This is a genomic window from Streptomyces sp. NBC_01381, assembly GCF_026340305.1.
GTDB lineage: Bacteria > Actinomycetota > Actinomycetes > Streptomycetales > Streptomycetaceae > Streptomyces.
Map to the genome: position 1 here is coordinate 1,985,297 of NZ_JAPEPI010000001.1, position 21,867 is coordinate 2,007,163.

Consider the following 21,867-nt stretch of genomic DNA (forward strand, 5'->3'; position numbering starts at 1 on the left):
TCGGTTCCTCAGAGTTCCTTGGCCAGTTTGTGGATCAGATGGCGTGATGGAGATGGCTCGAGCGCGCCCCTCTCCATGCGGTCCAGGACGGAGCGGTATTTGGTCAACTGTGCCTCTGCGTCCAGGAATTCGCACCCGTGGTGTGTGTCCAACTGGACGGTGTCGAGCCGTGGGACAGGCCCTGCGAGATAGTCGACGGACTGCCCTGTCCCGGGAAAGGGGACGTGGCCGAAGGGGATCACTCGGACGCATACGTTGGGTAGTTCACTCATCTCCACGAGGTGTTGGAGTTGCGCGCGACTGACGACCGCGCCGCCGAACCCCATCCGCAGGGCGGATTCGTGGATGACAGCGGTATACGGGGTCGGGGTTGCCCGGTGGAGGATCTCCTGGCGCTTCATGCGATGCGTGAGGCGGTGCTCGATCTCGTACTGCCGCATGGGCGGAACTACCTCGCGGAAGAGCGCGCGGGCGTGGTCCGTGGTCTGCAGCAGCGCGGGCATGTGGATCACGAGGGCGACGCGCAACGCAGTTGCGTGGTGCTCCAGTTCGGCGAGGTCGATCAGGCCGACGGGCAGGTATTCGCGGTAGTCGTCCCACCAGCCGCGCTTACGACCGCCGGTCATGGACGCCAAGGCCTCGACCAGGGGTTCGTCGGCGCAGCTGTAGCTGCGCGCGAAGGTACGCACGCGGTCTGCGCCTACCGGGTAGCGGCCTGCCTCGATGCTGCTGATCTGGCCCTGCTTGAGGCCGAGCAGTGCGGCGGCGGCTGTCGCGGTCAGCCCTGCGTGTTCGCGGAGCTTGCGCAACTCGGCTCCTAGTCGCCGTTGGCGCAAGGTGGGGCTAGTGCTGGGTGGCACGTTTGCCTTCTCTCTCCTGGTTCGCCCCTCGGTCACCCACACGAGGGAAACGTGAAGCTGAATGCCGATTCGGTATCAAGTATCACACCGACTGCTCTACGGTGAGGGCCAAGCCGCTCAACTGGCCGCGTCTGTAAGCCGGAAGAGCACCGTGTGATGCGGTACCGCCACCGCTGGACGCAGTTGCCGGGCGGCTCGAGTCCCTTCCTTTCAGGAGGCATCCATGCTCACCGTAGCCCCGCCCCAAGGTTGGTCGTACGCCCTTCATCTGCCCCACGATCCAAGAGCACCCCGCGTTGCCCGTATGACTCTGCGTGCCGCGCTCGCCGGACACGGGATGAGTGAACTCATCGACGTGGCCGAGCTCTTGGCGTCCGAAATGGTGACCAACGCCTATCGGCATACGAAAGGTCCCGCCTCGCTGCGGCTGCGGTCCGTGCGAGCCGGGCGGTTGCGGGTCGGGGTGTGGGACAGCAGTCCCTTCATTCCCGCTCCCTTCGACAAGCCTCCCGGCGTCTTCGGGGCTCCCATGCCGCCGATGGACTCCGATGGTGGGCGTGGGCTGCTTCTCGTACGGGAGTGTGCTGATGCGTGGGGCGGGTGGCCGCTCGGAGATCAACTCTTTGGCAGTGGGGGGAAGTTGTTGTGGTTTGAGGTGGGGGAGGGGGTGGCGTGCGGTGCGGGCGTGGCCGTCTGAAGGGTGGCTGCCGCTTGGGTCAGGTGGGTCAAGGTCGCCGTCAGTACCGGGTCCTGCTCCGTGCCCGTGCGGATCGCCGCGAAGACGTGGCGGACCGGGGGCTCGCCTTCGGGGGTGCGGAGGATCAGGGCGGGGCGGTGCAGGGGTTGGAGGAGGCGGGGGATCAGGGCTACGCCCGCGCCTGCTTCCACCAGCGCCGCCAGGGACTGCCAGTCGTTCACCGCGTGGCGGATCTCCGGGGTGAAGCCTCCCGCCGCGCAGACCGAACGGGTCACCGCGCCGCAGCAGCTGCGGGCGTCTCCGACTATCCAGGGGTCGGTGGCCAGTTCGCGCAGGGGGATGCGGGGGAGGTGCGCCAGGCGGTGCTTGGCCGGCAGGGCTATGTCGAGGATGTCCGTCAGGAGGGGCGTCCGGGTGTAGCGGCGGTCCGTGAACGGGGGTGCCTGTGCGAAGTCCACCGCCACGGCTATGTCGATCTCGCCCGCGTCCAGGCGCGTGAAGAGGTCCGGGGGTTCGGCTTCTACGACTGAGATCGATATGTAGGGGTGGGTTGAGGACAGGGTTGTCATCGCTGCCGGCAGCAGGCCTGAGATTGCGCTCGAGAACGCGCCGATCGTCAGGGCGCCCCGTTGGCCCTGGCCCCACGCGGCGAGTTCGGCTCGGGCGCGCTCCAGCTGGGCCGCTATTGCGTCCGCGTGCTGCAGCACCACCCGTGCCTGGCCTGTGAGTCTGACGCCGCGGCCTTGGCGTTCGATCAGGGGTACGCCCAACTCGCGGGAGAGGGCGGTCAGTTGCTGGGACACCGCCGAAGGGGTCAGGTGCATTGCCTCCGCGGTTTTCGCCAGGCTGCCCCTGCGGTCCAGTTCGCGCAGGGCGCCTAGGCGGCGCAGGTCTATCGTGAAGGTGCCGCTTACCTGTTCCATCCAGAAACATTAACTGGACCTGATGGGCGGCCGCCTCGACGATCGGTGTCATGACTCCGACCTCCGTGACTCCGGCCCCGTACTCCTCCTTTCTGATCCTCCACGGGTGGCAGAACCACCGGCCCGAAGGGCATTGGCAGCGGTGGCTGGCCGGTGAACTCGGCGGTCGTGGTGCTCGCGTGAGCTATCCGCAGCTTCCGGATCCTGATGATCCGGATCTTGAGGTGTGGCTGGGGCGGCTTCAGGCTCTTCTCGATGGTGAGCAGGTCGTCGTCTGTCACAGCCTTGGTGTTCTGTTGTGGTTGCACGCCGTGGCCCGTGGTGGGGGACGGGTTGATCGGGTGCTGCTGGTCGCGCCGCCCTCCGGCGACGTGCTCGCGCGGTACGAGGAAGTCGCGGGGTTCGGCGGGCCCGAGGTCAGCGCCGCGCAGGTGGCCCGTGCTGCCGGTGAGGTCCGGCTCGTGGCCGCCGACGACGATCCCTTCTGTCCCGGCGGTGCCGCCGCGCGGTACGGCGTGCCGCTCGGGCTCGACACCGATGTCGTACCGGGTGGCGGGCACCTGGATCTGGACGCGGGGTACGGGGCTTGGCCGTCGGTCCTGGAGTGGTGTCTTGATCCGGGGGTGCGGGTGTCCGGGCGAACAGACTAGAAGGTGAGGCCGTGCTTCGTGACGAGCGCCATCGTCGCTTCCATGTCCAACGAGCAGCCGTAGAGCTCCGCCTTCTGCTGCATCGCCTCCGGGGGCAATTCCTCGGTCAGGCGGTCGAGCCAGCGGAACAGTTCCTCCAGGCCTCCCGGAGAGATGATCTCCAGTAGCCGGGCCGGGGTGTCGCCCGCATTCCAGAACGTGTGCCACTCGTCGCGCGGCTTGAATACGAGACTGCCGGGACCTGCCACGACTTCCTCGTCGCCGAACCTCGCGCCGACCGAACCTTCGAGGATGAAGCTGAACTCGTCCTCGCGGGTGTGCTTGTGCACCGGGGCGGCGAGAACCTTTGGCGGCAGGCGATGTTCGACGAGTGTGAAGCGGCCGCCCTGCTCACGGCTGTTGATCAGGAACCGGTCCCCGCATGCTTGTGCGGGTTCGTAGAGCTCGCCGTCTTGTGGACCCAATATCCGATGCTCGATCACTGGGCGCGCACCGCCCTTCGAAGCAAGTCGTCCCAATTCGACCCAATTCGACGATACGCGTGCGGACTGCCTTGTGCCGCCGATGCCCGTGGTGGATGTTGGGGGAGGGCGGGGGCAGGGGGTCTCCGTCGGGCTCTGTTCAGGGGCCGGACAGCGAGGGGACCCGTACCGATATGACCCAGCCTCCCGGACAGCCGCCGCAGGACGGTTTCGGCCCCCCGCAGGAGCCCGAGTCGCCCGTACCGGGACCGCCCGCCGGTCCTTACGGCGCACCGCCGCCCCCGCCGCTGCAGCAGCCCGACGGGCAGAACCCGTACACGGGGGCGCCGCCCACCCAGCCGCTGCCCGCTCACCCGCCCTACGGCCAGCCCCCGCAGGGCACCACCCCCTACGGCCAGCCGCCCCAGCCCTCATACGGCCAGCAACCGCCCCCTTTCGGCCGCCCCGACCCCCAATACGCCGGCTACCCGCCGCCCCCTCCGCCCAGCGGCGCCCCCGGCAAGAAGAAGCTCGGCATCATCATCGGCTCCGTAGCCGTGGCCGCCGCCCTCATCGGCGGCGGCATCTTCCTCGCCACCAGCGGTGACAGCGACGACGGCGATCAGAAGCCCAAGGCCGACAAGAGCGTCTCGGCCGGCCCCTCGGAGCCGCCGGCCGAATCGGCGGAGCCCTCCGAGGACCCGGCCACGGAGGACCCCGTCACCGAGGCCCCCAGCGAAGACCCCGCCACCGAAGACCCCCTCGAAGAAGAAGAGCCGACCCGGCCCGCCGGGGACACCGGCTTCGAGGGGCAGTGGCAGAACGACGAGAACAAGACACTCACCATCGGCGCCAAGCTCACCTCCGGCGAGGGCAAGGGCAAGAACTCGGTGTCGTACATCGATGCCGGCGGCAAGGGCCTGTGCATGGGGCTCGGCCAGGCGCAGGGCACCGGTTTCCGCATCGCGCTCAAGTGCGGCACCGGCGACGACGCCAAGTTCATCGCCGCGAACCTCACGCAGGCCGACGACGAGGTGACGATGAAGTGGGACAAGGGCGGGACCGACGTCCTGCCCTGGGTCGGCTGACCCAGGCCTCGGGCCCAGGCCCCCGCCCAGGCCTCACGTCCAGACACAGGCTCCCCGCGCAAGCCCCCTCACCGCCCACCCCACCCCCACGTGAGAGCAACGTTCCCCGCCGGTCACCGCATGGCACAGGGCTGAAACCCGGTCTCCCTACCTTCGAGGCCATCAGCCCTAGCTGTGGGAGATGCGGAGGCCTGTCATGTCATGGATTCAGCGGTGGGACCCGGAAGACGACACGTTCTGGGAGGAGGAGGGGGAACGGGTCGCGCGGCGGAATCTGGTGTTCTCGATCCTCTCCGAGCACATCGGTTTCTCCATCTGGACCCTGTGGTCCGTGATGGTGCTCTTCATGGGACCCGAGTACGGGATCGACCCCGCAGGGAAGTTCTTCCTGGTGTCGATGGCGACCCTCGTCGGGGCCGTCGTCCGCGTCCCGTACACCTTCGCCGTCGCCCGCTTCGGCGGGCGCAACTGGACGATCATCGCGGCCAGCGCGCTCCTCATCCCGACGACAGCCGCCTTCGTCGTCATGGAGCCCGGTACCTCCTACACCACCTTCATGGTGTGTGCGCTGCTCACCGGCGTCGGCGGCGGCAACTTCGCCTCCAGCATGACCAACATCAACTCCTTCTTCCCCCTGAGGAAGAAGGGGTGGGCGCTCGGGCTCAATGCCGGCGGCGGCAACATCGGCGTACCCGTCGTGCAGCTCGCCGGGCTCGCCGTCATCGGGGCCGGCGGTGGGCCGCGGGTGCTGCTCGGGGTCTATATCCCCTTCATTCTCGTCTCCGCCGTCTGCGCCGCGCTCTTCATGGACAATCTCGCGACCGTGAAGAACGACACCGGGGCCGCCAAGGAGGCCGTCAGGGATCCGCACACGTGGATCATGGCCTTCCTGTACATCGGGACCTTCGGGTCCTTCATCGGGTACAGCTTCGCGTTCGGGCTCGTGCTGCAGACCCAGTTCGGGCGTACGCCGCTGCAGGCCGCCTCCATCACCTTCATCGGGCCGCTGCTCGGCTCGCTGATCAGGCCCGTCGGCGGGCGGCTCGCCGACCGGTTCGGCGGGGCCCGGATCACGCTGTGGAACTTCGTCGGGATGGGCGCGGCCACGGGCGTCGTCGTCATCGCCTCCATGCGGGAGTCGCTCGCCCTCTTCGTCGCCGCCTTCGTCGTGCTCTTCGTGCTCACGGGGCTCGGGAACGGGTCCACGTACAAGATGATCCCGGGCATCTTCCAGGCCAAGGCCGTCCAGAAGGGACTTGAGGGGGAAGCAGCCGCGGCTTACGGGCGGCGGCTCTCCGGCGCCTCGATGGGGCTCATCGGAGCCGTCGGCGCGCTCGGCGGGCTCGGGATCAACCTCGCCTTCCGGCAGTCCTTCCAGACCGTGGGGTCGGGGACCGGCGCCTTCGTCGCCTTCCTGGCCTTCTACGCGGCGTGCTTCTGCGTCACGTGGGCCGTATACCTTCGCCGCACCGCGGCCCCCGAGGCGGCCGAGCCGCACGCCGAGGCGAAGCCCCAGCTCACGTACGCGGAAGTCTGAGCGAAGCCTGACCGTAGCCTGGCGTAACACGTACGACATCGTGGTGATCCGGGGTTGTCACGGGCCCTTGGCAGGCTCGTTCAACCCCGGACCGGATACGAAGCGGCTCCGGAGCACGGAGCACCACACCATGCGGTACTAGCGGGACGAGAGCAGCCATGCACGCGAGCCAGCAGAACGGCCCCCTCGCCGGATTCACCGTCGGCGTCACCGCCGCCCGGCGCGCCGACGAGCTCGGCGCGCTGCTCCAGCGGCGCGGCGCCACCGTCCTGCACGCGCCCGCGCTGCGCATCGTCCCGCTCGCCGACGACAGCGAGCTGCTCTCCGCCACCAAGGAGCTGATCGACCACGCTCCCGATGTCGTGGTCGCCACCACCGCCATCGGGTTCCGAGGGTGGGTCGAGGCCGCCGACGGGTGGGGCTTCGGCGACGCGCTGCTGCGGTGTCTGCGCGGGGTCGAGCTGCTTGCCCGCGGGCCCAAGGTGAAAGGCGCCATCCGTGCCGCCGGGCTCACGGAGGAGTGGTCGCCCTCGTCCGAGTCCATGGCGGAGGTGCTCGACCGGCTGCTCGGGGAGGGCGTCGCCGGGCGGCGCGTCGCGCTCCAGCTGCACGGCGAACCGCTGCCCGGCTTCGTGGAGTCCCTGCGGGCCGGGGGAGCGGACGTCGTCGTGGTGCCCGTCTACCGGTGGATGCCGCCGGAGGACCTCGGGCCCGTCGACCGGCTGCTCGACGCCACCGTCGCCCGCGGCGTCGACGCCCTGACCTTCACCAGCGCGCCCGCCGCCGCGTCGCTGCTCGCCCGCGCCGAGGAGCGGGGCATGTCCTTCGAGCTCTTCGCCGCCCTGCAGCACGATGTGCTGCCCGCCTGCGTCGGTCCGGTCACCGCACTGCCGCTGCAGGCGCGCGGGGTCGACACCGTGCAGCCCGAGCGCTTCCGGCTCGGCCCCCTCGTACAGATCCTGTGCCAGGAACTGCCTTCCCGCGCCCGTACGTTGCCCATCGCGGGGCACCGCATAGAGATCCGCGGCCATGCCGTCCTGGTCGACGACGAGCTGCGTCCGGTGCCGCCTGCCGGCATGTCGCTGCTGCGGGCGCTTTCCCGCCGCCCGGGGTGGGTGGTCGGCCGCGCCGAACTCCTTCGGGCGCTGCCCGGTGCCGGGCGCGACGAGCACGCGGTGGAGACGGCGATGGCCAGGCTGCGCACGGCACTCGGCGCCCCGAAGCTGGTCCAGACGGTCGTCAAGCGCGGCTACCGGCTCGCGCTGGATCCGGCCGCCGGGTCCAAGTACGCCGACTGACGGGCCCTGCTGTCCCGGCCGAAGAGCACCAGCGCCCGTGCGAGCAGGCCCGTCGCGACGGTGCAGAGCAGGGCCCGCACGATGTTCCAGGCCACCCACGCGTCCTCGAACTTCTCGCGCACGGCGGCCGGATCGGCGATCTTCGCCGGATCGCCCGCGGCCGCGAGGTCGTCGTTCAACGGCACGTTCACGGCCGACGTGAGGGCGAAGGCCACGACGTAGACGACGAGCGCCGCGAGGACCCACCGGCGCGGGCCCGTCCCGCGCAGCTGCCACGCGGAGACCGCGGTGAAGACCAGCGCCCCGATGAAGCTCGCGAAGAAGACCGGGTTCTCGATGACGTCGTTGATGTTCTGCATGACCTCGATGTAGACGCGGTCACCGCTGCGCCCGAGTGCGGGCATGACGGCGCACGCGAAGACATAGAAAGCTCCGGCGATCAGGCCCATGGCGACCGTGGCCACCCCCAGCACGATCCCGGCGGTGCCCCGCCCCCGACTGTCCGCCTTGTCCGCCCTGTTCGTCACGCGTATGTCTGTCATGGGGCAGAGTCAATCGTGCGGGCGGGCGCCGGACCATCGCTTTAAAGCGCGCCTCCATAAGCGGGCGTCTCACCCGCGCCCGGTGGCAGGGGTTCCGTGCCCGCCCGCGGCGAGGCACTGTAGGGGGAGCACTCACCGGTAACCCCACAAGGCGGTGACAGGCGCATGGCGTTGGGCATGGACCCGGCCACGTACGAGCTGCGATTCGACTCCGGGCGGAGCTGTCTGGATCTCGTGGCGACGACCCATCCGGCGGAGCGGCTCGACTCGGTGGACCGGCTGCGCGCCTGGCTCGCGGGCGCCGGGCTCGTCCCGGACCGTACGGCGCTGCCGGGCGCGGGCCCCGGCTGGCTCATCGCCTTCCGTGAACTGCGGGGCAACATCGGGCAGTTGGTGCGCGGCGAGCTGGAGGGGCGGTCCGCCGACGGTGCGCTCGCCCGGGTCAACGCGTTCGCCGCGGCGGCCCCGCCGTCCGCCCGCGCGATCCGGCGCCCCGACGGCTCCCTCGCCCGCGTACTGAACGGCGACCCGGGCTGCGCGGCACTCCTCGCGGCGGTCGCCCGCGACACCGTCGACCTGCTCACCGACCCCGCGGCGCGCGCCCTCCTCCGGCAGTGCGAGGGCGACAACTGCCCCATCGTGTATCTGGACACATCGCGCGGGCGGCGCCGCCGCTGGTGCTCGAGCGAGGTGTGCGGCAACCGCGAGCGGGTGGCCAGACATCGGCGCAGGGCGGCGCTGGCGAGGGCGTGATCGAAGGCTCTGTGAAGGCGTGATCAGAAAAGTTCGAGACGCGATTGAACACCTGCGCTGTTTCCTGCGTACATCCCCGGTGAGCCAGTCAAGACGAGCCCGACGAAGTGCGGACACCGGAGGCAGACGTGCGCAAGGATTCCGCCGTGGCCGATGAGCGCCCCCAGGGGCGACCGCACCGACATCGTCTGGTCCAACGTGGTGGACCAGACGAGGAGTTGATGCGCGCGCTCTACCGCGAGCACGCGGGTCCACTTCTCGCCTATGTGCTCCGACTTGTGGCGGGAGACCGGCAGCGCGCCGAAGATGTCGTACAGGAAACGCTCATCCGTGCCTGGAAGAACGCCGGTCAGCTCAACCGAGCGACCGGTTCGGTACGCCCCTGGCTGGTGACGGTCGCCCGGCGCATCGTCATCGATGGCCACCGCAGCCGGCAGGCCCGGCCGCAGGAGGTCGATCCCTCACCGCTGGAGGTCATCCCCGCGGAGGACGAGATCGATAAGGCGCTGTGGCTGATGACTCTCTCGGACGCTCTCGAGGACCTGACTCCCGCACATCGGGAGGTACTTGTCGAGACCTACTTCAAAGGGCGTACGGTCAATGAGGCGGCTGAGACGCTGGGTATACCCAGTGGGACGGTGCGCTCGCGGGTGTTCTACGCGCTGCGCTCGATGAAGCTGGCGCTGGAGGAGCGGGGGGTGACGGCATGAACGAGTTCCCGTACGAGTCGGCAGGCGGGCACGGCGCTCCCGATGTGCACGAGACCGTCGGTGCCTACGCCCTCGGCATCCTGGACGACGCGGAGGCGACCGCCTTCGAGGCACATCTCGCGGGCTGCGATTTCTGCGCGCGCCAGCTGGAGGAGTTCTCCGGCATGGAGCCGATGCTGGCCGCGCTCGCCGACTTCCCCGGCGCCCGCGGCGTACGCCCCGTACCGGAGGTCGGCGAGCAGCTCGCCGCCCGGCCGAGCCCGCGCCTCGCTGACCGGCTCGTGGACGAGGTCGCGATCAAGCGCGAGCAGAAGCGCAGGCGTGGCTTCTACCTGGTGGCGGCCGCCGCGGCGCTGATCATCGGCGGTCCGCTCACGGTCCTCGCGGTGAGCGACGACGGCGGCGGTTCGAAGGACGTGGCGGGCGAGCCGCACCCCACGAGCCCCGCCGAGGACGCCTTCTTCAACCACATGGACGACAAGATCAAGGCCACCGACCCGACGACCAAGGTCAGCGCCACGGTCGGCACGGAGAAGAAGGCCTGGGGCACGCACGCGGTCCTGGAGCTGAAGAACGTGAAGGGCCCGCTCAAGTGCTCGCTGATCGCGGTCGGCAAGGACGGCGAGAAGGAGACGGTGACCACCTGGTCCGTCCCGAAGTGGGGCTACGGCATCGAGGACAGCTCGAACAAGTGGGCGCGCAATCCGCTGTATGTCCACGGAGGCGCCGCGATGGACCGGAACGACATCGACCACTTCGAGGTGACCACCTTCGACGGCAAGCGTCTGGTGGAGGTGGACGCGTAGTCGTCGCGTAGGAGAAGTGCACATCGGGGCCCCCTTTCGCGTACGGTAGACGGCTGCTCGGTAGGGCAGCTGCACGCAGGAAAGGGGCCTCGGTGGCCGACGTACGCGACCGCGAGATCAGCGTCGAACAGGAACATCTCGACCAGGTCTACCGGCGTCTCGAGGAGAAGATCCACGAGGCCGAGTTCCTGATGAACGACGCTGCCAAGCGCTCCCAGGTCGGCACGCCGGGCGCGCTTGCCGAGCGGGACGCGCAGGTCTTCCGCGCCGGCGTCCATCTCAACCGGCTCAACAACGAGTTCGAGGACTTCCTCTTCGGGCGCATCGACCTGCTGCTCGGCAAGGACGGCAAGAAGGGCCCGGACGGCGCGTACACGTCGGTCGAGCCGGCCGAGGACGCGGTCTCGGCGAACAACACCGCCGAGATCGCCGAGACCCTGCACATCGGCCGCATCGGCGTCCTGGACGCGGACTACTCCCCGCTCGTCATCGACTGGCGGGCCCCGGCCGCCGCGCCGTTCTACCGCTCGACGCCGGTCGACCCGGGCCGTGTCGTACGCCGTCGGGTCATCCGCTCCAAGGGCCGCCAGGTCCTCGGCGTCGAGGACGACCTGATGCGTCCGGAGCTCACGGCGACCCTGAAGGGCGAGACGCTGCCCGTCATCGGCGACGGCGCCCTGATGGCGGCGCTCGGCCAGGCCCGCAGCCACACGATGCGGGACATCGTGGCGTCGATCCAGGCCGAGCAGGACATGGTGATCCGCGCGCCCGCCGCATCGGTGACGTACGTCGAGGGCGGCCCCGGCACGGGCAAGACCGCCGTGGCGCTGCACCGCGCGGCGTACCTCCTCTACCAGGACCGCCGCAGGTACGCGGGCGGCATCCTCATCGTCTCGCCGACCCCGCTGCTCGTGGCGTACACGGAGGGAGTCCTTCCGTCGCTCGGCGAGGAGGGCCAGGTCGCGATCCGCGCGGTGGGCTCCCTGGCCGACGAGCAGGGCGCGGAGGCCACGGTCTACGACTCCCCGGCGGTGGCAAGGGTCAAGGGCTCTTCGCGGATGCTGCACGTTCTGCGGAGGGCGGCGCGGGGCGCCCTCGAAGGTACGACGACCGCTGTGGGCAGGCGTTCCGCGAACCCGCACACTGCAACGGCGAACACCCCCACCGAACCGGAGCAGCTCACCTTCGGCGAGGAAGAGGACGAGACGGCGCCCAAGGCCCCTGCCGAGCCCCCCACCCGCCTCCGAGTCGTCGCCTTCGGCCGCCGCCTGGAGCTGGAGGCCGACCAGCTGACCCGCATCCGCCGTAACGCACTCGGCGGCACGGCTCCGGTCAACCTCCTCCGCCCCCGCGCGAGAAAACTCCTCCTGGACGCCCTCTGGTCCCAGTCCGGCTCCGCGGGCCGGCACAGCGACCCGGAGCTCGCCGCCGAACTCCGCTCGTCCTTCGACGACGACATCACGTCCGAGGACGACTTCATCCGTTTCCTGGACGCCTGGTGGCCCGAGCTCACCCCGCGCGGGGTGCTCTCCGCGATGAGCGACGAGCGGCGCCTCGGCCGCTGGGCCCGACGCGTCCTGAACCCCGGCGAGGTCCGCAAGGTGGCCCGCTCCCTCAAGCGGGACGAGCTCTCCGTGCACGACGTGGCGCTCCTCGACGAGCTCCAGGCGATTCTCGGTACGCCGCCCAAGCCCCGTAAGAAGAAGGATCTGGACCCCCTCGACCTGCTCACCGGCCTCGACGAGCTGATGCCGCAGCGCGAGGAGTCGCAGCGGGAGCGCGCCGAGCGGCTCGCGGCGGAGCGCACCGAGTACGCGCACGTCATCGTCGACGAGGCGCAGGACCTCACCCCCATGCAGTGGCGGATGGTGGGCCGCCGCGGCCGGCACGCCACGTGGACGGTCGTCGGCGACCCGGCGCAGTCCTCCTGGTCCGACCCGGACGAGGCGGCCGAGGCCCGTGACGAGGCGCTCGGCACCCGCCCGCGCCGCCGCTTCACGCTCACCGTCAACTACCGCAACCCCGCCGAGATCGCCGAACTCGCCGCCAAGGTCCTCGCGCTCGCGATGCCGGGCTCCGAGTCGCCTTCGGCCGTCCGGTCCACCGGTGTGGAGCCGCGCTTCGCGGTCGTACGCGACGGAGACCTCGGCAGGTCCGTGCGGGACGAGGCGGCGCGGCTGCTCGACCAGGTCGACGGCACGGTGGGCGTCGTCGTGGCGATGAACCGGCGCGAGCAGGCGGCGCGCTGGCTCGCCGGGCTCGGCGAACGGGTGGTCGCGCTCGGCAGCCTGGAGGCCAAGGGTCTGGAGTACGACGCGACGGTCGTCGTCTCGCCCGCGGAGATCGCGGACGAGTCCCCGGCGGGCCTGCGGGTGCTGTACGTGGCGCTGACGCGCGCGACCCAGCAGCTGACGGTCCTGTCGGGCGAGCGCGACGAGCCGGACGCGGACGGGGTCCCGGACCTGCTCCGAGACTGACATCCGATGCCGACTTCAGGGACTTGTCGGGACGGGAATTGCCTTACGGGGATCGTTTGTTACCGTTGACGTGGCACCGGCTCGATCCAAGCCCCCGGGCCCAACCTTCGTCGCTACGAGCGACCACTTGCCGCGAGGCGAGCATGGCGGGTCGGTGTCATTTACGTAGGAGAGGTCCTCGTCACCCAGTGACGAGGACCTCTTTCCGTTTCCCGCACCTGCTTGCTCCTTCCCCCTACCGACACCCCGCAACTTCTCGTATGGTGGAAACAAGTTTCCGAAAACCTCGTGAACGAAACGTTCGCAATCCGGGGCGGCTACCACGTACTCAGTGGTAGGTGCGACGATCGGACGGCAAGAGCTACACGGTGAAAGCAGAGGAAGTCGGCCATGGCAACGGCGCCCAGCGTCTCCTACTCGAACACGGTCCGGTTGGAGGTGCCCGCGAGCGGCACCGCGGTCTCCCAGATCACCACGGCCGTCGAGTCCCACGGAGGCTCGGTGACGGGCCTCGACGTCACGGCGTCCGGCCACGAGAAGCTCCGGATCGACGTCACCATCGCGGCGACGTCCACGACGCACGCCGACGAGATCGTCGAGCAGCTGCGCACCATCGAGGGCGTCACCCTCGGCAAGGTCTCCGACCGTACGTTCCTGATGCACCTCGGCGGCAAGATCGAGATGCAGTCGAAGCACCCCATCCGTAACCGTGACGACCTCTCCATGATCTACACCCCGGGCGTGGCCCGCGTGTGCATGGCGATCGCCGAGAACCCCGAGGACGCGCGCCGTCTCACCATCAAGCGCAACTCCGTTGCGGTCGTAACGGACGGTTCAGCCGTTCTTGGCCTGGGGAACATCGGCCCGAAAGCCGCGCTCCCCGTCATGGAGGGCAAGGCGGCCCTCTTCAAGCGCTTCGCCGGCATCGACGCCTGGCCGCTCTGCCTGGACACCCAGGACACCGACGCCATCGTCGAGATCGTCAAGGCCATCGCCCCCGGCTTCGCGGGCATCAACCTCGAGGACATCTCGGCGCCGCGCTGCTTCGAGATCGAGGCCCGCCTGCGCGAGGCCCTCGACATCCCCGTCTTCCACGACGACCAGCACGGCACCGCGATCGTCGTGCTCGCCGCGCTGACCAACGCACTTCGCGTGGTCGGCAAGGGAATCGGCGACGTACGCGTCGTCATGTCCGGCGCGGGCGCGGCCGGTACGGCCATCCTCAAGCTGCTCATCGCGGCGGGCGTCAAGCACGCCGTCGTCGCCGACATCCACGGCGTCGTGCACGCCGACCGCGAGGACCTCGTGGACGCCGCGCCGGACTCGCCGCTGCGCTGGATCGCCGACAACACCAACCCCGAGGGCGCCCGCGGCACCCTCAAGGAAGCGGTCGTCGACGCCGACGTCTTCATCGGCGTGTCGGCTCCGAACGTCCTGAACGGAGACGACGTCGCGGCCATGGCCGACGACGCCATCGTGTTCGCGCTCGCGAACCCGGACCCCGAGGTCGAGCCCGCAATCGCCCGCCAGACGGCGGCAGTTGTGGCCACCGGACGCTCGGACTTCCCGAACCAGATCAACAACGTCCTGGTCTTCCCCGGTGTCTTCCGCGGTCTGCTCGACGCCCAGTCGCGCACCGTCAACACGGAGATGATGCTGGCGGCGGCGGGCGCCCTCGCGGACGTCGTCGCCGAGGACGAGCTCAACCCGAACTACATCATCCCCAGCGTCTTCAACGACAAGGTCGCGGGCGCGGTCGCCGATGCGGTGCGCAGCGCGGCGAAGGCCGCAGGGGTGGCTGTGACAGGCGCCACGGCCCCGTAGTACGGCGCGTCGTGGAACGCAGGGCCCGTAAAGGCCCTCTAGGGTGGCGTGGAAGCGCGCCCCCGACTGCCACCTTCCCAGGGGCGGTGAAGCTTTTCGTGTGACCCCCACGGGCCCCGGATTGGCTTTCCCGCCGCAGGTGGGGGCAGGATGCCTTTCTGGGCGCGAGGGTCTGGATGACGGACCCGGGTCCGGGGCCTGACCGAGGACCCTGGCAGCATCGGCTTCGCTGTGCCCATCATGCGGCCCTGCCGCGTGGCACGCCTCAACGGCAAGAAGAACACGGGAGTACAAACATGAACCGCAGTGAGCTGGTGGCCGCGCTGGCCGACCGCGCCGAGGTGACCCGCAAGGACGCCGACGCCGTGCTGGCGGCGTTCGCCGAGACCGTCGGCGAGATCGTTGCCAAGGGCGACGAGAAGGTCACCATCCCCGGCTTCCTGACCTTCGAGCGCACCCACCGTGCCGCTCGCACCGCCCGGAACCCGCAGACCGGCGAGCCGATCAACATCCCGGCCGGCTTCAGCGTCAAGGTTTCGGCGGGCTCCAAGCTTAAGGAAGCCGCCAAGGGCAAGTAAGCCTCAGGCAGTACGCAGAAGGGGCGGCCACCCGAACCGGGTGGCCGCCCCTTCTACATGTCCGACGAGGTGTCAGCCGAGCTGTGCCCGCCCCGGCAGCTCCACCTTCGCGCCGAGCGACACGAGCTTGTCCATGAAGTTCTCGTAGCCGCGGTTGATCAGGTCGATGCCGTGGACGCGGGACGTCCCCTGCGCCGCGAGCGCCGCGATCAGGTACGAGAAGCCGCCGCGCAGGTCGGGGATGACCAGGTCGGCGCCCTGCAGCTTCGTCGGGCCGCTGACGACCGCGGAGTGCAGGAAGTTGCGCTGCCCGAAGCGGCAGTCGGAGCCGCCCAGGCACTCGCGGTAGAGCTGGATGTGAGCGCCCATCTGGTTGAGCGCGGAGGTGAAGCCGAGACGGGACTCGTAGACCGTCTCGTGGACGATGGAGAGCCCCGCGGCCTGCGTGAGCGCCACGACCAGGGGCTGCTGCCAGTCGGTCTGGAAACCGGGGTGTACGTCCGTCTCCAGGGCGATCGCGTTGAGCGAGCCGCCCGGGTGCCAGAAGCGGATGCCCTCGTCGTCGATCTCGAAGGCACCGCCCACCTTCCGGTAGGTGTTCAGGAACGTCATCATCGAGCGCTGCTGGGCGCCGCGGACGTAGATGTTGCCTTCGGTCGCCAGGGCCGCGGAAGCCCAGGAGGCGGCCTCCAGGCGGTCCGAGAGGGCGTGGTGGTTGTAGCCGCCCAGGCTGTCGACACCGGTGATCCTTATGGTCCGGTCGGTGTCCATGGCGATGATCGCGCCCATTTTCTGCAGGACGCAGATCAGGTCTTCGATCTCGGGCTCGACGGCGGCGTTCGAGAGCTCCGTCACACCTTCGGCGAGCACGGCCGTCAGGAGGACCTGCTCGGTGGCGCCCACGGACGGGTACGGAAGGCGGATCTTGGTGCCGCGCAGCCGCTGCGGGGCTTCCAGGTACTGCCCGCCCTCGCGCTTCTCGATGGTCGCGCCGAACTGGCGGAGCACCTCGAAGTGGAAGTCGATCGGCCGGCCGCCGATGTCACAGCCGCCGAGGCCGGGGATGAAGGCGTGCCCGAGGCGGTGCAGGAGCGGGCCGCAGAAGAGGATCGGGATGCGCGACGACCCGGCGTGGGCGTCGATGTCCGCGACGTTGGCGCTCTCCACGTGCGAGGGGTCCATGACCAGCTCGCCCGGCTCCTCGCCGGGGCGGACCGTGACGCCATGCAGCTGCAGGAGTCCGCGTACGACACGTACGTCGCGGATGTCTGGGACATTGCGCAGCCGGCTCGGAGCGCTGCCGAGCAGCGCGGCGACCATGGCCTTGGGCACGAGGTTCTTCGCGCCGCGGACACGGATCTCGCCCTCCAGCGGGGTTCCGCCGTGGACAAGCAGTACATCGTCGGTGACGGTCATGAATCTCGCGTTCCGATGAGATGGACGGGTGGACCAAAGGGCAAGCGTAATGGGCGCGTACCCCCCTTCCGTAAGGCCAAGGGCGCGCCAAACCTGTCAGAAGTCCGTGACAACACGAACCGTTCGGAACCGGACACTCCGGGTCACCGGATCCGGCGTGCGCTCACGGCGCTCCTTTGCGCCCTGAGCTGCATTCACTCGCGTACGCGCATTGCCTCCCCCCGCGGGGCAAAGATGCGGGATCATGTCGTTCATGACCGAGGTGTCCTCGCTCACAGGGCGGCTGCTCGTGGCCACGCCTGCCCTGGCGGACCCGAACTTCGACCGCGCGGTGGTGCTGCTCCTCGACCACGACGAGGAGGGCTCGCTCGGCGTGGTCCTCAACCGGCCGACGCCGGTGGAGGTCGCGGACATCCTGGAGGGCTGGGGCGACCTGGCGGGCTCGCCCGGGGTGGTCTTCCAGGGCGGCCCGGTCTCGCTCGACTCGGCGCTCGGCGTCGCGGTGATCCCCGGCGGTGAGGGGCCCCTGGCCTGGCGCCGGGTGCACGGCGCGATCGGCCTGGTCGACCTGGACGCCCCGCCCGAGCTGCTCGCCCCCGCCCTCGGCTCCCTGCGGATCTTCGCCGGTTACGCGGGCTGGGGCCCCGGCCAGCTGGAGGACGAGCTGGTCGAGGGCGCCTGGTACGTGGTCGAGTCCGAGCCCGGCGACGTCTCGTCCCCGGATCCCGAGCGGCTGTGGCGCTCGGTGCTGCGGCGCCAGCGGAGCGAGCTGGCGATGGTGGCGACGTATCCGGATGATCCGTCGCTGAACTGACCAAGTCTTCCGGGAAGTCGCAGAGGTTCACCTTCTCCGACTGGCTGGAGGGGGCGTGATCCTCGTCATCATCGGGGCGGCGTCGTACAAGTTCCTGGGCTGACCCGCGCGTTGAGCAGGAACCGCGCCGCCAGCGGATGCGCGTCCCGCGCCGGGACCGCCAAGTGCACCGCGACCGGCGGCGCGTTCTTCAGGCGTACGTGGCGCAGAGCCGGGTGGGTGTGTCTGCGGGCCACCGGCTCAGGGGCCACCCCGACGCCGTGACCTGCCGCCACCGCCTCCAGCCACTCGTCGAAGTTGTCGGCGGTGCAGGCGAGCCGGGGGCGGCGGCCCTCGGGCCACAGGTCGGGGCGGGTGGTGCCGGTGACCGTGTTCACCACCAGGGGGACGTCGGCAAGCTCCGTCCAGTCCACGACGCGGCGGCCCGCGAGCTCCGCCGCGCCGCGTGCCACCACGGCGACGCGCGGCTCGTGGAGCAGGGCGCGGGTGTGGACGGCCGCGCCGGGCGGGATGTCGCCCCGTACGACCGCGATGTCGCAGGCGCCCGACTCCAGGCCCGCCAGCGGGGTGTCGCGCCGGACCAGGCGGACGCCCGCGCCGGTCGCCGCCTTGAAGGCGGAGCTCAGGGCGACGCAGGCCTCGGGCAGCACGGAGGTGAAGCCGAGCCGGAGCAGGGGCGGTTCGGCGAGGGGTGCGCGCAGCGCGGCGTCCAGGCGGGTCAGGAGCGGGGCGAGCTCCTCGCGCAGGCGTTGGCCGGCCTCGGTGAGTTCCACGCGGCGCGTGGTGCGGGTGAGCAGGCGGGTGCCGAGCGCCTGCTCCAGGGCGCGGACGGTGCGCGTGAGGGTGGGCTGGCCGGTGCGCAGGGCCGCCGCGGCGTGCGTGAAGTTCAGTTCATCGGCCACCGCGAGGAAGCCGCGGAGGTGGCGGAGGTCGATCGAGGCCAGGTCCGGGCGTACTGCCTGCTCATCCATGTTTCCCCAGCATAAATCGGTGCTCGCGGGCATTTCCGCGGGCGTCGCGACGCTGCCTACGTTTCCCTCCCGCGGCCTCGCAGGCCGCTTCGTACGAGGGAATGGGTGGGGTGTTGTGCGCAAGATCTGGCTGCTGATGCTGGGGGCCTTCACATTGGGGCTCGACGCCTATGTGATGGCCGGGCTGCTGCCGGTGGTGGCGGCCGACCTGGGGACGAGCGTCTCCCTCGCGGGGCAGATGGTCACCGTCTTCACCCTCGCCTACGCCGTGAGTGCGCCGCTCGTCGCGGGCATGGCGTCAGGCGTGCGCCCCCGGGTGCTCATCATCGGCGCGCTCGGCGTCTTCACCCTCGGCAACGCGATGACCGCCCTCGCGCCGGGGCTCGGGGTGCTGCTCCTGTCCCGGGCCGTCGCGGGCGTCGGGGCCGGGGTCTACTCCGCGCTGTCCACCGCTGCCGCCGCCGCGCTCGTGCCGGGGGAGCGGCGTGGCCGTGCGCTCGCCCTGGTGATGGGCGGGATGAGTTCGGGCACGGTGCTCGGGGTGCCGCTCGGTGTGCTGCTCGCCGAACAGGCCGGGTGGCGCGCCACGATGTGGGGCGTGACCGTGCTCGGCGTGGTCGCGCTCGCGGGGCTCGCCGGGTGGCTGCCGACCGTGCCCGCCGACCCGCCGGTGCCCGCGCGGGCCCGGCTCGCCGCGCTCACCGACCGCGGTGTCGTACCCGTCGTCGGTGTCTCCTTCCTCGGGGCGATCGCGAGCCTCGGCCTGTACACCTACCTCGCGCCGGTCCTCGACGCGGCGGGCGGCGTCGGGGAGGGCGGCGTCGCGCCCTACCTGTGGGCCTGGGGCATCGGCGGGGTCATCGGCAGCGTCGCCGCCGGGCCGCTCGTGGACCGTACGGGAAGGGTGGTCGCCCTGGTCGGCGGGCTGATGGCGGCCCTGGTCGTCGCCGTCGGCACGCTTCCGCTGCTCGGCGCCGCCGCCTTCCCCGCGCTCGTCGTCTGGGGCGCGGCGGGCTGGGCGCTCCAAGTCCCCCAGCAGCACCGCCTCCTGGCCCTGCGGGCGGAACGCGGGAGTGTGGCCCTGGCCCTCAACAACTCGGCGCTGTACCTGGGGAGCGCGGTGGGGTCCGGTCTGGCCGGTCTCGCCCTGTCGGCGGGACTCCCGGCCGACCGCCTGCCCTGGGCGGCGGCCGCGGTGGCGGCGGCGGGGCTGCTGCTGCACGGCGCGACCGGTGCGCGTGCCCGATACGGGCGCAGCCGATGCCCGGACCCGGCAGGCGTAGGTACCCTTGGATGCCATGAGCACTCTTGAGCCCGAGCCCGAGCGCGGGGCAGGTACGGGGACCCTCGTAGAGCCGACGCCGAAGGTGTCGCACGGTGACGGCGACCACGAGCGCTACGCGCACTACGTCCAGAAGGACAAGATCATGGCGAGCGCGCTCGACGGTACGCCCGTCGTGGCGCTCTGCGGCAAGGTGTGGGTGCCGGGTCGTGACCCGAAGAAGTACCCCGTCTGCCCCATGTGCAAGGAGATCTACGAGTCCATGGGCGCCGGTGGCGACAAGGACAAGGGCGGCAAGGACGGCAAGAAGTAGCCTCCGGACCCGGTCCACTGCCTGCTGTGCGGAGGGGCGTTGCGTGTGCCGCAACGCCCCTTTTGCGTTGTGCAATCGCGTGGAAGTCTCGCCGCATGACCTTTGAGGAACTCATCCCGGCGCCGAGCAGCAGCCACTGGGTACCACCCACACAGGGCCTCTTTCCCCTGGACGACGAGACCGTGCTTCATGCCTCGCCCGGCACTGAGGGTGTCGCGCGGTGGCTGCGCGACACGGTCGGAGCGGCGACGGGGCTGCCGTTCCCCGCCGGGGAGAACGACAACGGGATCGTGCTGCGGATCGATCCCGCGCTGCTGGACGAGGCCTACCGCCTCGTCGTGGACGGCTATGCGATCCGTATCGAGGGCGGCAGCGCCGCGGGTGTCTTCTGGGGAGCGCAGACCTTCCGCCAGTTGCTCGGCCCCGAGGCGTTCCGGCGGGCCCCCGTCGACCCCGGGCGGGAGTGGACCGTACCGATGGTCGTCATCGAGGACGCCCCCCGCTTCCGCTGGCGCGGCATGATGCTCGACGTGTCCCGGCACTTCATGCCCAAGGACGGCGTCCTGCGCTACCTCGACCTGCTCGCCGCGCACAAACTGAATGTCTTCCACTTCCACCTCACCGACGACCAGGGCTGGCGCATCGAGATCAAGCGCCACCCGAAGCTCACCGAGGTCGGGTCCTGGCGGCCGCGCTCCAAGTGGGGGCACCGCGCGTCCGAGCTGTGGAACGAGACGCCGCACGGCGGCCACTACACGCAGGACGACATCCGCGAGATCGTCGCGTACGCCGATGCCCTGCACATCGCCGTCGTACCCGAGATCGACATCCCGGGGCATTCGCAGGCCGCGATCGCCGCGTACCCGGAACTCGGCAACACCGACGTCGTCGACACCTCCTCCCTCGGCGTCTGGGACACCTGGGGCGTCAACCCCAACGTCCTCGCCCCCACCGAGGAGACCCTCCGCTTCTACGAGGGCGTCTTCGAGGAGGTGCTCGAACTCTTCCCCTCCACCTTCATCCACGTCGGCGGCGACGAGTGCCCCAAGGACCAGTGGAAGCAGTCGCCCACCGCGCAGGCCCGCATCAAGGAGTTGGGGGTCGGTGACGAGGACGGGCTTCAGAGCTGGTTCATCCGGCACTTCGACAAGTGGCTGTCCGCGCGCGGGCGTCGGCTCATCGGCTGGGACGAGATCCTCGAAGGCGGACTCGCGGAGGGCGCCACCGTGTCGTCATGGCGCGGGTACGGGGGCGGCATCGCGGCGGCCAAGGCCGGGCACGACGTCGTCATGTGTCCCGAGCAGCAGGTGTACTTGGACCACCGGCAGCACGGCGGAGCCGACGAGCCCGCACCCATCGGGTACGTCCGCACCCTTGAGGACGTCTATCGCTTCGAGCCGCTGCCACCGGAGCTCACCGAGGACGAGCGCGGGCACGTTCTCGGTACGCAGGCCAACGTGTGGACGGAAGTGATGGAGTACCACGCACGCGTGGACTACCAGGTGTTCCCGCGCCTCGCCGCCTTCGCCGAGGTCGCCTGGAGCGCGCTCCCCGACCCCGCCGAGCGCGACTTCGCGGACTTCGAGCGGCGAATGACCGCTCATTACATGCGACTTGATGCCCTCGGCGTCGACTACCGGCCACCCGGTGGCCCGTTGCCGTGGCAGCGCCGCCCCGGCGTGCTCGGACGCCCGATCGACGGGTCGCCCCCAAACGTGTGAGAGGCACCCGATAGTGCTGTGTCGGGCCGCCCGCGCTGGGACCGTGGGCGGCCGGAAGAAAGTCGTACAAGGTTCACCGAAGAGTGGCAATTCCCGCCGACCGGTGAGGGCGTGCGAAACCGGCACATCCCCCAGGTCTGCGGATG

21 protein-coding genes are annotated in these 21,867 nt (G+C 70.2%); 15 read left to right on the forward strand and 6 right to left on the reverse strand.

The window, feature by feature from the left end; genetic code table 11:
• Nucleotides 1–8: 8 nt before the first annotated feature.
• Nucleotides 9–860: a DUF5753 domain-containing protein gene (locus tag OG453_RS09475; RefSeq protein WP_266866423.1), complete on the reverse strand. Its 852-nt coding sequence runs from the start codon at nt 858–860 to the stop codon at nt 9–11.
• A 223-nt stretch (nt 861–1,083) separates the two neighbouring features.
• Between OG453_RS09475 and OG453_RS09480 the strand changes: the two genes are divergently transcribed.
• The gene (locus OG453_RS09480; protein ID WP_266866425.1) at nt 1,084–1,557 is read left to right on the forward strand and encodes an ATP-binding protein; all 474 of its coding nucleotides are present in this window, start codon (nt 1,084–1,086) and stop codon (nt 1,555–1,557) included.
• Here OG453_RS09480 and OG453_RS09485 read toward each other — a convergent pair.
• Nucleotides 1,476–2,480, reverse strand: a complete 1,005-nt coding sequence (locus OG453_RS09485; RefSeq protein WP_266866427.1) for a LysR family transcriptional regulator — start codon at nt 2,478–2,480, stop codon at nt 1,476–1,478. The genes OG453_RS09480 and OG453_RS09485 overlap by 82 nt on opposite strands.
• Before the next feature lie 50 nt (nt 2,481–2,530).
• Here OG453_RS09485 and OG453_RS09490 point away from each other — a divergent pair, with 50 nt between their 5' ends.
• Complete coding sequence (locus OG453_RS09490; protein WP_266866429.1) at nt 2,531–3,130, forward strand: alpha/beta hydrolase; 600 nt, start codon at nt 2,531–2,533, stop codon at nt 3,128–3,130.
• On the opposite strand, the gene OG453_RS09495 is transcribed toward OG453_RS09490, so the two are convergent.
• A complete protein-coding gene (locus tag OG453_RS09495) occupies nt 3,127–3,612 on the reverse strand; it encodes a cupin domain-containing protein (RefSeq protein ID WP_266866430.1) in 486 nt (161 codons plus the stop codon). The two genes, OG453_RS09490 and OG453_RS09495, sit on opposite strands and share 4 nt — an antisense overlap.
• Before the next feature lie 173 nt (nt 3,613–3,785).
• Between OG453_RS09495 and OG453_RS09500 the strand changes: the two genes are divergently transcribed.
• From OG453_RS09500 to OG453_RS09510, 3 genes are all read left to right on the forward strand, one after another.
• Complete coding sequence (locus OG453_RS09500; protein WP_266866432.1) at nt 3,786–4,679, forward strand: hypothetical protein; 894 nt, start codon at nt 3,786–3,788, stop codon at nt 4,677–4,679.
• Between the two features lie 196 nt (nt 4,680–4,875).
• Nucleotides 4,876–6,216 carry a NarK/NasA family nitrate transporter gene (locus OG453_RS09505; RefSeq protein WP_266866433.1) on the forward strand — a complete coding sequence of 447 codons (1,341 nt, stop codon included), beginning with the start codon at nt 4,876–4,878 and terminating at the stop codon, nt 6,214–6,216.
• A 158-nt stretch (nt 6,217–6,374) separates the two neighbouring features.
• Entirely contained in the window at nt 6,375–7,514 is a 1,140-nt protein-coding gene (locus OG453_RS09510; protein ID WP_266866435.1) for a uroporphyrinogen-III synthase, read from the forward strand.
• On the opposite strand, the gene OG453_RS09515 is transcribed toward OG453_RS09510, so the two are convergent.
• Nucleotides 7,466–8,056: a DUF1772 domain-containing protein gene (locus OG453_RS09515; RefSeq protein ID WP_266866436.1), complete on the reverse strand. Its 591-nt coding sequence runs from the start codon at nt 8,054–8,056 to the stop codon at nt 7,466–7,468. The two genes, OG453_RS09510 and OG453_RS09515, sit on opposite strands and share 49 nt — an antisense overlap.
• A 165-nt stretch (nt 8,057–8,221) precedes the next feature.
• On the opposite strand from OG453_RS09515, the gene OG453_RS09520 reads away from it, so the two are divergent.
• The 6 genes from OG453_RS09520 to OG453_RS09545 all read left to right on the forward strand — a co-directional run bounded on the left by OG453_RS09520 (nt 8,222) and on the right by OG453_RS09545 (nt 15,204).
• Complete coding sequence (locus OG453_RS09520) at nt 8,222–8,809, forward strand: ABATE domain-containing protein (protein ID WP_266866437.1); 588 nt, start codon at nt 8,222–8,224, stop codon at nt 8,807–8,809.
• A 128-nt stretch (nt 8,810–8,937) separates the two neighbouring features.
• Complete coding sequence (locus OG453_RS09525) at nt 8,938–9,519, forward strand: sigma-70 family RNA polymerase sigma factor (protein WP_135334888.1); 582 nt, start codon at nt 8,938–8,940, stop codon at nt 9,517–9,519.
• Nucleotides 9,516–10,325 carry an anti-sigma factor gene (locus OG453_RS09530; protein WP_266866441.1) on the forward strand — a complete coding sequence of 270 codons (810 nt, stop codon included), beginning with the start codon at nt 9,516–9,518 and terminating at the stop codon, nt 10,323–10,325. Before OG453_RS09525 ends, OG453_RS09530 begins: the two co-directional genes overlap by 4 nt.
• A gap of 92 nt (nt 10,326–10,417) precedes the next feature.
• On the forward strand, nt 10,418–12,802 hold the full coding sequence (locus OG453_RS09535) for a UvrD-helicase domain-containing protein (RefSeq protein ID WP_266866443.1): 2,385 nt from the start codon (nt 10,418–10,420) through the stop codon (nt 12,800–12,802).
• 390 nt (nt 12,803–13,192) lie between these two features.
• Nucleotides 13,193–14,626, forward strand: coding sequence for an NAD-dependent malic enzyme (locus OG453_RS09540; RefSeq protein WP_266866444.1), 1,434 nt, complete (start codon nt 13,193–13,195; stop codon nt 14,624–14,626).
• Between the two features lie 296 nt (nt 14,627–14,922).
• Nucleotides 14,923–15,204 (forward strand): HU family DNA-binding protein, encoded by a 282-nt coding sequence (locus tag OG453_RS09545; protein WP_030680681.1) that lies wholly within the window; start codon nt 14,923–14,925, stop codon nt 15,202–15,204.
• A gap of 72 nt (nt 15,205–15,276) precedes the next feature.
• Here the strand turns inward: OG453_RS09545 and murA are convergent, their stop codons facing one another.
• On the reverse strand, nt 15,277–16,620 hold the full coding sequence (murA, locus tag OG453_RS09550; protein ID WP_266866446.1) for a UDP-N-acetylglucosamine 1-carboxyvinyltransferase: 1,344 nt from the start codon (nt 16,618–16,620) through the stop codon (nt 15,277–15,279).
• Nucleotides 16,621–16,873: 253 nt separating this feature from the next.
• On the opposite strand from murA, the gene OG453_RS09555 reads away from it, so the two are divergent.
• Nucleotides 16,874–17,434, forward strand: a complete 561-nt coding sequence (locus OG453_RS09555; protein WP_266866448.1) for a YqgE/AlgH family protein — start codon at nt 16,874–16,876, stop codon at nt 17,432–17,434.
• A gap of 68 nt (nt 17,435–17,502) precedes the next feature.
• Here OG453_RS09555 and OG453_RS09560 read toward each other — a convergent pair whose 3' ends face one another.
• Nucleotides 17,503–18,405, reverse strand: coding sequence for a LysR family transcriptional regulator (locus OG453_RS09560; RefSeq protein ID WP_266866450.1), 903 nt, complete (start codon nt 18,403–18,405; stop codon nt 17,503–17,505).
• 19 nt (nt 18,406–18,424) lie between these two features.
• Here OG453_RS09560 and OG453_RS09565 point away from each other — a divergent pair, with 19 nt between their 5' ends.
• The 3 genes from OG453_RS09565 (at nt 18,425) to OG453_RS09575 (ending at nt 21,721) form a co-directional block, all read left to right on the forward strand.
• Entirely contained in the window at nt 18,425–19,717 is a 1,293-nt protein-coding gene (locus OG453_RS09565; protein WP_266866452.1) for an MFS transporter, read from the forward strand.
• Nucleotides 19,704–20,000 carry a DUF3039 domain-containing protein gene (locus tag OG453_RS09570; RefSeq protein WP_135336496.1) on the forward strand — a complete coding sequence of 99 codons (297 nt, stop codon included), beginning with the start codon at nt 19,704–19,706 and terminating at the stop codon, nt 19,998–20,000. The genes OG453_RS09565 and OG453_RS09570 overlap by 14 nt, the downstream gene beginning before the upstream one ends.
• Nucleotides 20,001–20,095: 95 nt before the next feature.
• Nucleotides 20,096–21,721, forward strand: a complete 1,626-nt coding sequence (locus tag OG453_RS09575) for a beta-N-acetylhexosaminidase (protein WP_266866455.1) — start codon at nt 20,096–20,098, stop codon at nt 21,719–21,721.
• Nucleotides 21,722–21,867 lie beyond the last annotated feature (146 nt).

What these genes read in the sequence shown, in the direction of transcription:
- OG453_RS09575 (WP_266866455.1), top strand. Translation starts at nt 20,096, where the DNA reads ATGACCTTTGAGGAACTCATCCCGGCGCCGAGCAGCAGCCACTGGGTA.
- OG453_RS09480 (WP_266866425.1), top strand. Translation starts at nt 1,084, where the DNA reads ATGCTCACCGTAGCCCCGCCCCAAGGTTGGTCGTACGCCCTTCATCTG.
- OG453_RS09505 (WP_266866433.1), top strand. Translation starts at nt 4,876, where the DNA reads ATGTCATGGATTCAGCGGTGGGACCCGGAAGACGACACGTTCTGGGAG.
- OG453_RS09560 (WP_266866450.1), bottom strand. Translation starts at nt 18,405, where the DNA reads ATGGATGAGCAGGCAGTACGCCCGGACCTGGCCTCGATCGACCTCCGC.
- OG453_RS09485 (WP_266866427.1), bottom strand. Translation starts at nt 2,480, where the DNA reads ATGGAACAGGTAAGCGGCACCTTCACGATAGACCTGCGCCGCCTAGGC.
- OG453_RS09490 (WP_266866429.1), top strand. Translation starts at nt 2,531, where the DNA reads ATGACTCCGACCTCCGTGACTCCGGCCCCGTACTCCTCCTTTCTGATC.
- OG453_RS09570 (WP_135336496.1), top strand. Translation starts at nt 19,704, where the DNA reads ATGAGCACTCTTGAGCCCGAGCCCGAGCGCGGGGCAGGTACGGGGACC.
- OG453_RS09555 (WP_266866448.1), top strand. Translation starts at nt 16,874, where the DNA reads ATGACCGAGGTGTCCTCGCTCACAGGGCGGCTGCTCGTGGCCACGCCT.
- OG453_RS09500 (WP_266866432.1), top strand. Translation starts at nt 3,786, where the DNA reads ATGACCCAGCCTCCCGGACAGCCGCCGCAGGACGGTTTCGGCCCCCCG.
- OG453_RS09515 (WP_266866436.1), bottom strand. Translation starts at nt 8,056, where the DNA reads ATGACAGACATACGCGTGACGAACAGGGCGGACAAGGCGGACAGTCGG.
- murA (WP_266866446.1), bottom strand. Translation starts at nt 16,620, where the DNA reads ATGACCGTCACCGACGATGTACTGCTTGTCCACGGCGGAACCCCGCTG.
- OG453_RS09510 (WP_266866435.1), top strand. Translation starts at nt 6,375, where the DNA reads ATGCACGCGAGCCAGCAGAACGGCCCCCTCGCCGGATTCACCGTCGGC.
- OG453_RS09530 (WP_266866441.1), top strand. Translation starts at nt 9,516, where the DNA reads ATGAACGAGTTCCCGTACGAGTCGGCAGGCGGGCACGGCGCTCCCGAT.
- OG453_RS09520 (WP_266866437.1), top strand. Translation starts at nt 8,222, where the DNA reads ATGGCGTTGGGCATGGACCCGGCCACGTACGAGCTGCGATTCGACTCC.
- OG453_RS09545 (WP_030680681.1), top strand. Translation starts at nt 14,923, where the DNA reads ATGAACCGCAGTGAGCTGGTGGCCGCGCTGGCCGACCGCGCCGAGGTG.
- OG453_RS09540 (WP_266866444.1), top strand. Translation starts at nt 13,193, where the DNA reads ATGGCAACGGCGCCCAGCGTCTCCTACTCGAACACGGTCCGGTTGGAG.